The sequence below is a fragment of the Nocardia aurantia genome (genome assembly GCF_009604425.1).
GTDB classification, from domain to species: Bacteria; Actinomycetota; Actinomycetes; order Mycobacteriales; family Mycobacteriaceae; genus Nocardia; species Nocardia aurantia.
Window position 1 is genome coordinate 1 of sequence record NZ_WEGI01000030.1, and the last position, 14,141, is coordinate 14,141.

The window sequence follows — 14,141 nt, forward strand, 5'->3', positions numbered from 1 at the left end:
GCAACCCCGCCGGCAGCACGACATCGACACTGCGGTCGGTGATCACCGCCACCGGGCGCGCATCGTCGAGCACGTACTCGATGCGGTCGGCCGGATACGACGGATCGATCGGCACATACCCCGCACCCGACTTGATCACCGCCAGCAACGCCACCACCAAATCCGCCGAACGCGGCAGGATCACCGCCACCAGAACATCCGGACCCGCACCCAACGCAATCAACCTGCGCGCCAACTGATTCGAACGTTCATCGAGTGAGCGATAGGTCAGCGCGTCGTCACCGGAGCGAAGCGCGATCCGATCGCCGTGAGCCGCCAGTGTGGTATCGAACCATTCCACCAGCGTGCTCGCCGGGCCGACGGCGACTGCCGCCGCTACGGTCCGTTCGTCGGTGCCGGAATCGGCCGGCGACTCGTTCCGGGTCTCGGCGCGCGTATACGCGTCGGCATCCGTCGACTCGGCCGTAAGTGGCTGTGGCGCAGACTCTTCCGATGTCACCCAGCGTTGGGTGACGTCGTGGCGTTCGGCCTCGCCGAGCAGGTCGATATCCCCGACGATCACCGACGGGTCGTCGGCGACCGCACGCAGAATACGCAGCAACCGCGCCGAGAACGCCGTCACCGTCTCCGGATCGAACAGATCCGTCGCATAATTCCACGACAACGCCAGCCCACCGGCAGGATCCTCACCCACGGTCAACTGCACATCGAACTTCGCCGTGGACACCGGCACATCCACCACCGCGAGCTCCAGGCCCGGCAGCACCACTCCCGCCGCATCACCGGCGCCGGTCGCCTCGAACGTCAACGCCACCTGGAACAACGGATGCCGCGCCTGCGACCGCACCGGCGACACCACATCCACCAACTGCTCGAACGGCACATCAGCATGCGCGAACGCCGCCACATCCACCGCCCGCACCCGCCCCAACAGGCCCTCGAACGACTCCTCCGGCGACACCTCCGTCCGCAACACCAGCGTGTTCACGAACATCCCCACCACATCATCCAAAGCACGATCACCACGACCGGCGATCGGCGTCCCCACCGCGATGTCCCGGCCCCCGGACAATCGGGCCGCCCACACCGCCAGCACCGCATGCATCACCATGAACAACGTCACCCCACGCGCCTGCGCCACCTCCGCCAGACGCGTATGCAACCCCGCATCCACGGTGAACACATGCACCGCACCGGCATTCGACGCCACCTCCGGACGCGGCCGATCCGCCGGCAACTCGATCTGCTCCGGCACCCCCGCCAGCCGATCCACCCAATACGACACCTGCCGCGCCGCCAGCGAACCCGGATCCTCGACCGAACCCAAGATTTCCCGCTGCCACACCGCGTAATCCGCATACTGCACCGGCAACGCCGACCACACCGGCACCTCACCGGCCGACCGCGCACCATACGCAGCCACCACATCCCGCAACAACGGCCGCAACGAGAAACCGTCACCGGAAATGTGATGCAACACCAGCACCACCACATGCACCGGTTCGGTGCCCCGCACCCGGAACAGTGCGGCACGGAACGGGATATCCGTGGTCACATCGAACGGATATGTCGCCACTTCGGTTGCCCGCGAGAGCAATTCGTCCGCACCGATCGGCTCGGCTACCGGCTCCAGCTCGATATCGGACATCGGGAGCACGCGTTGATAGCCGATTCCGTCGAGTTCCGGGTAGATCGTGCGCAGGGTTTCGTGGCGCGCCACCACATCCCGTAGCGCTGCGGCCAGCGCGGTCACGTTCAGATCGCCGGAGATCCGGAGCACGATCGGGATGTTGTCAACAGCGCTGCGGTTGTCGAAGCGGTTGAGGAACCACATCCGTTGCTGCGCAGGCGACAACGGCACCAGCACCGCCGACCCGCCATCGGGCAGCGTCACCGCCGCCGGACGCTCACGCGCCACCAACGGAACCCGCACACCGGTCCCCGCCTGCGATTCCAACCGGGCCGCCAGCCCCGCCACCGTCGACACCTCGAACAACACGCGCACCGGCACCTGAGTCTCCAGCGCGGCACTCAACCGCGCCGCGACCTGGGTCGCCAGCAGCGAGTTACCGCCCAACGCGAAGAAGTCGTCGTCCAACCCGACCGGGGCATTCAGGCCCAGAACCTCGGCGAGGGTCTGCGCGACCGCCTGCTCCACCATCGTCGCCGGCGCACGGAACATCGCCGCCGCGAACGACGGCACCGGCAACTCCCGCCGGTCCAACTTCCCTGACGCGTTCACCGGGAACGCCTCCAGCACCATCACCGCCGCCGGCACCATGTACGCCGGAAGCCGTTGCGCCACTTGCGCTCGCAGCGAGTCCCCATCCACCACAGCGTCATCGGCGGGCACCACGTATCCCACCAGCTGATCACCGAGACGCTCATCCGAGCGCACCACGACCACTGCCTGCGCGCCCCCGGCCGCCGCGGACAACTCCGCCTCGATCTCCCCCAGCTCGATCCGCAGCCCACGCACCTTGACCTGGAAATCGGTGCGCCCCAGATACTCCAGCTCACCCACACCGGACCACACCACCAGATCACCGGTGCGATACATCCGCTCACCGACCGCGAACGGATCCGCCACGAACCGATCCCCGGTCAGATCCGGCCGCGCCACATACCCCCGCGCCAACTGCGCACCCGCCAGATACAACTCACCGGCCACACCCACCGGCACCGGACGCAACCGCGCATCCAGCACATACACCCGCGTGTTGAACACCGGTCGCCCGATCGGGACGTTCACCAGATCGTTGTCACCAACCTCGTGATAGGTGACGTCGACGGCAGCTTCGGTCGGACCGTACAGGTTGTGCACCCGCGCACCGGTCAACGCGCGCATCCGTTGCGCCGTCGCGGCGGGCAGCGCCTCACCGGACGAGAACACCATCCGCAACGACGGCCGTGATTCGCCTGCGCTCGAACCGATCTCGATGGACGCGGTCGATGCCGTGCCCGGTGGACGAGCGGCGTCCAGTGCGGCGACGAACACCGCGAGCATGGACGGCACGAAATGCGCCGTGCTCACACCCTCTGCCGAGATGACACGCAGCAGGTATTCGGGATCCCGGTGCCCGTCCGGCCGCGCGACGACCAATCGAGCACCGATCTGCAAGGGCCAGAAGAACTCCCACACCGACACGTCGAACGTCGCCGGGGTCTTCTGCAACACCACGTCGCCGGTGGTGAGACCGTACTCGGCCTGCATCCACACCAGACGGTTCACGATCGCCGCGTGCGCGACCGCGACGCCCTTGGGCCGTCCGGTCGAGCCGGAGGTGAAGATCACGTACGCGGTGTTCGACGGATGCAGCGGCGCACGCCGATCCGCATCTGTCAGCGGCGCATCCGAATACGTCGACAAGTCGAGCAGATCGACTCGGACGTGGTCCGGGTCGCTCGGCCCGGCATTCACGGTGTTCGCCGCAGCGGATTCGGCTGCTGCTGCTCCGGTCGCATCGACCGGCCTTCCCGCCGCGGGGGAGTCGACGACGTCGGACGGGTCGGTCGATTCGTCGAGAGGGGTCGTGCGGGTTGCCGATCCGGACACCGCTGCGGTCGGCGTCACCGGCGTGGCTAGGTCATCGCCGTCCGCCGGATCACCGAAAAGCCCGGTGCCCGAGGTCAATACACACACCGGCCGCGCCGTGTCCAGAATGTAGCGGATCCGCTCGGCCGGATGATCCGGATCCAGCGGCACATACGCACCACCGGCCGCCGACACCGCATACATCCCCACGACCAGATCCAGCGAACGCCGCATCCCCAGCGCCACCAGCGATTCCGGCCCCACACCCTGCCCGATCAGCCACCGCGCCAACCGCCGCACCCGCCCCGCGAACTCGGCATAGGACAGACTCGTCCCCTCGAACGTGACCGCGAGCGTCTGCGGACTCCGCGCCACCTGCGCCTCGAACAACGACACCAGCGTCGGTACGGCCGAGCCGGGCAGGGCCGGGGTGAGGTCGCGGGCGGTGGCGTTCCGATCGGTCAGCAGAGTGCGGCGTTCGCCGGCGTCCAGCAGGTCGACATCGCCGACGGGGGCGGCCGGATCGGCCACCACGGCCGCCAGCAGCCGGATCAGGCGCCGCGCCAATGCGGCCACCGTGGCGGCGTCGAAAAGATCGGTGGAGTAGACGAATTCGGCGAGCATGCCGGTCGCGTCCGTACCGGGGGCAGGCTCCGACAGCACCAGTTGCAGATCGAACTTCGTGGTATCCACCGGCAGTTCGACGGGAGCGACCGACAGTCCGGGCAGTTCCAGGGCGGGTTGTTCGACGTTCTGGAAGGACAACATCACCTGGAACAGGGGATGCCGGGCGCGCGAGCGGATCGGGTTGAGGATCTCGACCATTCGCTCGAACGGCAGGTCTGCGTGCTCGAAGGCGGCGAGGTCGGCGGTGCGGACCGAGCGCAGCAGGGCGCGGAACGACTGCGCGCCGGGCACTTCGGTGCGCAGGACCACGGTGTTGACGAACATGCCGATCAGATCGTCGAGCGCCCGGTCCCCACGACCGGCGACCGGAGTTCCGATCACGATGTCGCTGCCGCCGGACATCCGGGCGAGCAACGCCGCGAAGGCCGAGTGCATCACCATGAACAGGCTGGCGCCGTGCGTGGTGGCGAGCGCGGCGGCCGCTTCCACGATCGGCGCGTCGATCGAGAAGCGGTGCACGGCACCGCGATCCGAGGAGACGGCGGACCGGGGGCGGTCGAAGGGGAGGCCGAGTTCGGCGGGGAGGTCCGCGAGTTCCCTTGTCCAGTACGCGATCCGGCGGGCGGCGAGGGATTCGGGGTCCTGTTCGGAGCCGAGAACTTCACGCTGCCAGACGGCGTAGTCCGCGTATTGCACCGCGAGGGGAGCCCAGCCGGGTTCGGTGCCGGACAGGCGAGCGGTGTAGGCGGTCATCACATCCCGCACCATGGGGCGCAGCGAGAAACCGTCGGTGCCGATGTGGTGCATCACGAGCACCACCAGGTGCCGATGCGGGTCGCCGTCGATCCGCAGCAGGCCGGCGCGCACCGGGACCTCGGTGGTGACGTCGAACGCGGTGTGCACCATCTCGTTCAGTCGCGCCGGAAGGTCGGCCTCGATCACCGGCTCCGCGACGAGATCGAGATCGATTTCCGGCATCGGGAGCACCCGCTGACGGCCGGCACCACCGTATTCCGGGTAGACCGTGCGCAGCGTCTCGTGGCGCGCGACGACGTCCCGCACGGCGGCGGTGAGGGCGGCGAGGTCGAGGGCGCCGGTGAGCCGCAGCACCAGCGGTACATTCTCGGCGGTGCTGTTGCGGTCGAGCCGGTTCAGGAACCAGATCCGCTGCTGCGCCGGCGACAACGGCAGCAACGGTGCGACCTCGCCGTCGGGCAGAGTGATCGCGGCCGGGCGTGGCCGGGCGGTGAGCGGAATCCGGGTGGTGAGCGTGGATTCCGATTCGAGCCGGGTGGCGAGCGCCGCGACGGTCGGCGCCTCGAACAGCCACCGCACCGGTACATCGACGGAGAGGACGGCGCCGAGCCGGCTCGCGACCCGGGTGGCGATCAGCGAATTGCCGCCGAGAGCGAAGAAGTCGTCGTCGCGGCCGACCCGGTCCAGGCCGAGCACCTCGGCGACGGTCGTCGCCACGGCCCGCTCGGCCATCGTCTCGGGGGCCCGGAACACGGTGGGCGCGAAGGCGGGTGCGGGCAGCGCCGCCCGGTCCAGTTTGCCGGACGGAGTGCGGGGGATCCGATCGAGCACGGTGATCACGGTCGGCACCATGTACCCGGGCAGCCGGTGTGCGGCGAATGCGGTGAGGGCCGGTACGTCGATCGAAGTATTCTCGGCGGCAACGACATACGAGACCAGCGCGGTGGATCCGGGCGACTGCTCGTGGCCGACGGTGACGGCGAAGGCGACGGTGTCGTGCGCGGCCAGCGCCGCATCGATCTCACCGAGTTCCACCCGGAAGCCGCGCACCTTCACCTGGAAGTCGCTGCGGCCGAGGTATTCGAGTTCGCCGTCGCGCGTCCAGCGAACGAGATCGCCCGTGCGGTAGAGGCGTTCGCCGGTGCCGTACGGGTCGGCGACGAAACGCGCCGCGGTCAGGCCGGTCCGGCGGTGGTACCCGCGTGCGAGCTGGACGCCGGACAGGTACAGCTCACCGGCTACCCCTTCGGGGACGGGCCGTAGGCGGCTGTCCAGGACCAGCGACCGCATGCCGCGGATCGGGCCGCCGACGGTCACCCGGTCGCCCGGCGTCAGCGGGACGCTGATGTTGCTCGCGACGGTGGTCTCGGTGGGCCCGTAGGCGTTGTACAGTCGCCGGCCCGAATCCCGTGCGGTGGCGGCCCAGGCCGCGACCAGGTTCGCCGGGAGCGCCTCGCCGCCGGCGATGATCACCCGGAGGCCGGTCAGTGCGGCCGGATCGAGGGTCGCGAGCACCGACGGGGTCAGCAATGCGTGCGTCACGTCGTCGCGGCGGACCAGATCCGCGAGTTCGCCGCCGCCGTAGACCTCCGGTGGCACGATCACCAGCGTGCCGCCGCCGGCGACGGCGAGCAGGCATTCCAGAATGGACGCGTCGAAGCTGGGTGACGCGAAATGTAGTGCGCGCGTAGCGGAATCGAGGCCGTAGCGGGCGGTCTGCTCGGCAGCGAAGTTCACCGTGCCCGCGTGCGGGACCACCACGCCCTTGGGGACGCCGGTGGATCCCGACGTGTAGATGACGTAGGCCGGATGCTGTGGCCGCAGCGACCGCCGACGCTCCGTATCAATGACAGGGGCGGCGGAATACTCGCCGAGCTCGAGTTCGTCGAGCACGATCCAGTCGATCGCATCCGGCAGGTGGGGTCGCGAGGCGGACACGGTGATGCCCAGCGCGGCACCGGAATCCGAGACCATGTGCGCGATCCGGTCCGGGGGATAGGTCGGATCGATCGGGACGAAGGCCGCACCCGACTTGGTGACCGAGCACAACGCCAGATACGACAGATCCGACCGTGGCACCGCGACCGCCACCAGGTCCTCCGGGCCCATGCCGTGGCGGATCAGCTTGCGTGCCAGCCGGTTCGATCGCGCGTCGAGCTCGGCCCAGGACCACATCCGGTCTTCGAACACCACGGCCGGCCGGGCCGGGTCGCCGGCGGCCGCGGCGCCGAACAGATCCGGCAGGGTGCGCGGGGGCGCGGCGGGCAGGCCGCGGCGCGCCACCAGGTCGGCGCGTTCGGCGGCATCGAGGATGTCGATCGCGCCGACCGCGACCGCGGGATCGGCCGCGATCGTCTCGAGCACCCTTGTCCACCGGTCGGCGATCCGTGCCGCCGTCTCGGCGTCGAACAGATCGGTCGCGTAGGACAGTGCCAGCGCCAGGCCGGGAGTGTTTGCGCCGGAAGAGGTTTCGTGGTGCAGGTCGGACAGCGTGAACTGGAGGTCGAACCGTGCGGCCGTCTCCTCGAGGTCGAGGGGCGAGACCGTCAGGCCCGGCAGCGCCGGGGTGCCGTGGTCGATGTTCTGATACGCCAGCACGGTCTGGAACAGCGGGTTGCGGGACTGGGAGCGGCGCGGCGCCAGCACGTCCACGAGGCGTTCGAACGGCAACTCGGCCTGATCGAAGGCCGTCAGATCGGAAACACGAACTCGCTGGAGCAGTTCCGCGAACGATTCGCCCGGCCGCACGGCGGTGCGCAGGACCAGGGTGTTGACGAACATGCCCACCACACCGTCGAGGACGGCGTCACCGCGGCCGGCGACCGGCGTGCCGACGACGATGTCCTCGCCGCCGGACAACTTGCTCAGCAGGACGGCCAGCGCGGCGTGCAGCACCATGAACAGCGTGGAACCGTTGCGGCGCGCGGTATCTCCCAGCGCCGTGGTGGTCGCGGGCGTGAGCGTGCGGCGCACGGTGGCGCCGCGATGCGTGGCGACCGGCGGTCGCGGCCGGTCGGCGGGCAGCGCGAGTTCGTCGGGGATGCCGTCGAGGACGCGACGCCAGTGCTCGATCTGGCGGGCCGCGAGGGATTCCGGATCGTCCTCGGTGCCGAGCCGTTCCCGTTGCCACACCGTGAAATCCGCGTACTGGACGGGCAGCGGCGTCCAGTCCGGTGCCGTACCGGACGATCGGGCGGCGTACGCCGTCGTCAGGTCGCGGGCGAGCGGTCCCAGGGAGAAGCCGTCGGCGGCGATGTGGTGCACCACCAGGACGAGGACGTGCTCGGGCGCATCCGGTGCGGCGCCGGTGCGGCGGAACAGCGCGATGCGTACCGGAACCTGCTGCGCCACATCGAATCCGGGTGTCGCGAATTCGGTGATCGCGGCGGCGAGCCCGGCCTCGGCGATCGGCCGCACCCGCAGATCCGGCGCGACCTGCCCGGCGGGCACGATCACCTGGTGGGCGCCGTCGCGGTCCTCGGGGTATCGGGTCCGCAGCGACTCGTGCCGCTCGAGTACGTCGCGCACCGCGGATTCCAGTGCGGCGGTGTCGAGTTCACCGGTGAGGCGCAGCGCCAGTGGCAGGTTGTAGACCGGTGACGAGGGGTCGTACCGGTTGAGGAACCACATCCGCTGCTGAGCGGGCGACAGCGGAACTCGTTCCGGCCGCGCGCCGGCCACCGCGATCCGGCGTGCGCTCCCGCCGATTCCGGGCTCCAGCCGGGCCGCGAGCTCCGCCACGGTCGACGCCTCGAACAGCCACCGGACCGGTACATCGGCCGAGAGCGCGGCACCGAGGCGCGCCACCACCCGGGTGGCGAGCAGCGAGTTGCCGCCGAGGGCGAAGAAGTCGTCGTCGGCGCCGACCCGGTCGGCGCCGAGCAACTCGGTGAACACCTCCGCCACCGCGCGTTCGGCCGCCGTGACGGGCGCCCGGAACGCCTGCGTGCGGTACTCCGGTGCGGGCAGCGCGCGCTGATCCAGTTTCCCGTTCGGGGTCAACGGAATCGTGTCGAGCACGACGAACGCCGCGGGCACCATGTAGGCGGGCAGGCGCGCCGCCACGACCGCCCGCAGGTCGTCGAGGTCGATCGGATCGGATTCCGGTACCAGGTAGGCGATCAGATGGTCACCGCGCCGGGTGTCGGCGCGGACGATCACGAATGCCCGGCGCACGCCGGGATATCCGGCCAGCACTGCCTCGATCTCGCCGAGCTCGATCCGGAAACCGCGGATCTTCACCTGGAAGTCGTTGCGGCCCAGATACTCCAGGGCCCCGCCCGGGGTCCGCCGGACCAGATCGCCGGTGCGGTACATGCGTTCGCCGCGCACCCACGGGCAGGCGACGAACCGGTCCGCGGTCAGGCCCGGGCGGCCGTGGTAGCCGCGCGCCAGTTGCGCACCGGCGACGTACAGTTCGCCGGCCAGCCCGGCCGGGACCGGTCGCAGCCGCTCGTCCAGCACCCATTCGCGGACGCCGCGCAACGGTTCGCCGATGACGATCGGGTCCCCGGCCCGCAGCGGTGCGGAGATGTCCACGACCACAGTGGTTTCCGTGGGGCCGTAGGCGTTGATCAGGTCGACCCCGGCCTCCGCGCAGCGCCGCAGCAGATCCGGCGGGCAGGCCTCACCGCCGACCGCGATGGTGCGCAGGTCCGGCAGCGTGGCCGGGTCGAGCGAGCCGGCCGTGGACGGTGTCATCAGGGCGTGCGTGACGCGTTGTGCCCGGAGCAGTTCCGTCAGTTCGGGGCCGGCGACGGACCCGGCGGGGGCGATCACGAGGGTGGCGGCCGAGTTCACCGCGAGCAGCAGTTCGGCGACCGAGATGTCGAAGGACGGGGACGCGAAGTGCAGGATGCGGGCGTCCGCGCGGCCCGAGTAGCGGGCGGTCTGTTCGTCGGCGAGGCCGACGAGTCCGGCCTGGGTAACCAGGACGCCCTTGGGCAGACCGGTCGAGCCGGAGGTGTAGATCGTGTACGCCAGATGATGTGGCCGCAGCGGCCGGGTGCGGTCCGCGTCGGTGAGCGGGGTGGCCGCGAATCGCGCTGCGGCGCCGGATAGTCGGTCGTCGTCGAGGGACAGCCAGCTGATCGGGCCGGGGAGTGCGGCGCGTACCCGGTCCACGGTGAGCCCGAGGACCGCGCCGGAGTCGGCGACCATGTGCGCGATGCGGTCGGCGGGGTGGGTCGGATCGATCGGCAGCCAGGCCGCGCCGGTCTTGGCGACGGCCCAGACGGCGGCCACGGAGTCCCGCGAGCGCGGAATGCCCACGGCCACGATGTCGTCCGGCCCGACGCCGCGGTCGATCAGCAGCCGCGCCCAGCGGCTGGACCGTTCGTCGAGTTCCCGGTAGGTCACCGCGCCGTCGGCGCAGCACGTCGCGACCCGGTCCGGCGCCGTGCGCGCGGCGGCGGCGAGCAGGTCCGGCAGCAGGCCCGTGCGGGCCACCGGACCGCCGGAACGCTGTGTCAGCGCGGCGTATTCGGCCCCCGACAGCAGTGGCAGGTCGCCGACCGGGGTGTGCGGGGCCGCCACGGCGGCGGTGAGCAACCGGGTGAAGCGATCGGCCAACTCGGTGGCGGCCGGCGCGTCGAACAGGTCGGCGGCGTACCGGACGGTTGCGGCGATCCCGTCGGGTTCGCCTGCCGCGCCGAAACTTTCGGTGAGTGTCCATTGCAGATCGAATTTCGCGATGTCGACCGGTATCTCACCGGCGGATACCGTCAAGCCGGGCAGTTCGAGGTCGGTGGCGGGCAGCGGCTGCATGGACAGCGCCACCTGGAACAGCGGATGCCGGGCCCGGGACCGGGCCGGCGCGAGCACCTCCACCAATCGCTCGAAGGGCACCGTGGCGTGGGCGAACGCCGCGAGGTCCGTGGTGCGCACCCGGGACAGCAACGCGGCGAAGGATTCACCGCGGTCCACCCGCGCGCGCAGCACGAGCGTGTTGACGAACATGCCCACGAGCGGATCGAGCTCCGGCTCACCGCGACCGGCGACCGGGACGCCGACGGCGATGTCGTCGTCGCCGGACAGCCGGGCCAGCAGCGCCGACAGCGCGGCGTGTATCAGCATGAACATCGAAACACCGTGTGTGCGCGCGCTGTCGGTCAGATCGCGGTGCAGCCCGGCGGGCACGGTGAAGGCCACGCTGCCGCCGGTGTCGGTGAGCCGATCGGGCCGGGTGCGTGCCGTCGGCAGGTTCAGTTCCTCGGGCAGTCCGGCGAGAGTGTCACGCCAGAAGGCGATGTCGCGCGCCGCGAGCGAGTGCGGGTCGGATTCGTCCCCGAGCAGCGCGCGCTGCCAGATGCTGTAGTCGCGATACTGGACCGGCAAGGGCTGCCGATCCGGTGCCTGCCCGGCGGCACGCGCGGTGTACGCGGCGGCCAGATCGGCCGCCAGCGGGCCGAACGAGAAGCCGTCCGCCGCAATGTGATGCAGGACGAGGGCGACGACATGATCGTCGTCGGCGAGCCGGATGATCCGCGCACGCAGCGGCGCCTCGCGCGTCACGTCGAACCCGATCCCGGCGAATGCGGTCAGCGCACCGGGCAATTCGGCGGGGGAGACGTCGCGCACGGCGAGATCGAGGTCCACCTCGCCGGTGGGGAGCACGTGCTGCCACGCGCCCTCCGGCGAATCCGGGAAGACGGTCCGCAGCACCTGCTGCCGGTCGATGACGTCCCGCAACGCGGCGCGCAGCGCGTCGACGTCGAGCGCGCCTCGCAGCCGGACGGCGAACGGCAGGTTGTAGGTCGGTGCGGCGGAGTCGAATCGGTTGAGGAACCAGATCCGCTGCTGCGCGGGCGACAGCGGTGCCCGTTCGATTCGCTCCTGCGGCGCCAGCGGTGGCCGGGCCGCCGTACCGGGCCGGGCGCTCGCGTGTGCGGCGAGCGCGGCGACGGTCGGCGCCTCGAATACGGTTCGCACACCCACATCGATCCGCAGTGCGGCCGACAGCCGGGCGACGACCTGGGTCGCGATCAGGGAGTTGCCGCCCAGTTCGAAGAAGTCGTCGTCGGCGCCGACCCGTGCCGCACCGAGCAACTCCGCGAAGATCTCCGCGACCACGGCTTCGGCCGGTGTCGACGGCGCCCGGAATCGGCGTGGTTCGAACACCGGCGCCGGCAACGCCTTCCGGTCCAGCTTGCCGGACGCGCTGAGCGGGAACTCGTCCAGGGCGAGGATCGCGACCGGGACCATGTACTGCGGAAGTGACTGCGCCAGCGCCGCTTTCACGCTGTCGAGCGCGACGACGGCGCCGGGCTCGGGCACGACGTACCCGGTGAGCCGGTCACCGGCGTGGGTGTCGTGGTGCACGACGACCACCGATTGCGCGATCCCGGGCTGCGCGAGCAGGGCCGCCTCGATCTCGCCCAGCTCGATCCGCAGGCCGCGCAGCTTCACCTGGAAGTCGGTGCGGCCCAAATAGTTCAGTTCGCCGGTGGTGGTCCAGGCGACGAGATCGCCGGTGCGGTACATCCGCGCACCGGACTCGCCGAACGGGTCGGCCACGAACCGGTCCGCCGACAGATCCGCCCGGCCCAGGTAGCCGCGCGCCAACTGCGCACCCGCCAGATACAATTCGCCCGGCACCCCGGGCGGCACCGGATGCAATCGCGCGTCGAGCACGTACACCCGGGTGTTCCACACCGGCCGGCCGATCGGCACCGCGACGGTATCCCCGTCGACGACCTCGTGCGAGGTGACGTCGACCGCCGCCTCGGTCGGACCGTACAGATTGTGCAGCCGCGCACCGGTCGCCGCCCGCAGCCGCTGCGCGGTCACCGCGGGCAAGGCCTCACCGGAGGCGAACACCTGCCGCAGCGCGGGCCTGATCCGATCGACCCGTGAATCCTGTGGGCCGGCACCGGGGGTGAACCCGATCGCCGCATCCGAATCGGACCCGGAGAGATCCGTGGCGGAACCCGGCGACGAGCCGCTGTCGGCTGGAGGCGGGTCCGTGGCGTCGATCCGATGATCGGCCGCAGCCGGATTCCCGCTGTCATCGGGTGTCTGCGCGTCGCCGGGAGCGGCGTGCATCGGCATTGTCGACCGGGCCGGACCGAGGTCAGCGGCGTGGCCGCGATCGCCGCCCCGCACGGCGGCGGTCGGTGCGTCGCCGTGCGGGGCGGCGACCGCCTCGACGGCCGACACGAAAGCCGGCAGCATGGAGGGCACGAAATGCGCTGTGGTGACGCCGTGTTCGGCGATGACCCGGGCCAGGTACACCGGATCCCGGTGCCCGTCGGGCCGCGCGATCACCAGTCGCGCGCCGGTCTGCAAGGGCCAGAACAACTCCCACACCGACACGTCGAAGGTGGCGGGGGTCTTCTGGAGCACCACGTCGGCGCCGGTGAGCGGGTACTCGTGCTGCATCCACAGCAGGCGGTTCACGATCGCCGCATGGGTGACGGCCACGCCCTTCGGCCGGCCGGTCGACCCCGACGTGAACATGACGTACGCGGTATTCGAATCTCGAAGCGGGACAATCCGTTCCGTCGCGGCGAGGGCTCCGGACGGCCAGGCCGACATGTGGAGGTCGTCGATCACGAGCACAGTGTCGTGCTGTAGGGCGATCTCGAGGTGCGGCACCGAGGACAGGTCGGCATCGGTGGTCAGCACGCATGCCGGTGCCGCCGTCTGGAGGATGTAGTCGATGCGGTCGGCCGGCTGGTCGGGGTCGATCGGCACATACCCGCCGCCGGCCTCCAGCGTCGCGTATATTGCGACCAAGAGGTCAATTGACCGCCGGATCGCCACGGCGACAAGCGATTCCGGTCCGATACCGGTAGCGGCCAGCCGCCGCGCCAGCCGATGCACCCGCGCACCGAACTCCGCGTAAGTCAGTTGCTCGCCATCGAACACCAGCGCCACAGCGTCCGGGGTCGCGGCGGCCTGCCGCTCGAACAGCGACACCAGCGTGTGGGGCAGCAGTCCCGATCGACCGGTCCGCCCGTCACCGGCGCGGAAGGCGGAGAAAGCCGCCGCCATGTCCGGCTCGGCCGGGATGCCCGGGGCCGCTGCCGTATTCCGCCACGCTGCGCTGGCCGGGGCCGCTGCCACGTCCGTGACCTGCACCGCGCCGGGCAGCGGATGATGGGTGTCGTTCCACTGGGTCAGCACCCGCGCGTGTTCCGCACCGGACAACACATCGATATCACCCACCGGCGCCTCCGGATCCGCGACCACCGCCGCCAGAATCCGATCCAACCGCGCCGCG

1 protein-coding gene is annotated in these 14,141 nt (G+C 70.5%); it reads right to left on the reverse strand.

Annotated features, from left to right (window positions below):
- Positions 1-14,141 (reverse strand): non-ribosomal peptide synthetase (locus tag NRB56_RS37910; protein WP_153349207.1); only part of this gene is annotated, 14,141 nt, incomplete at both ends.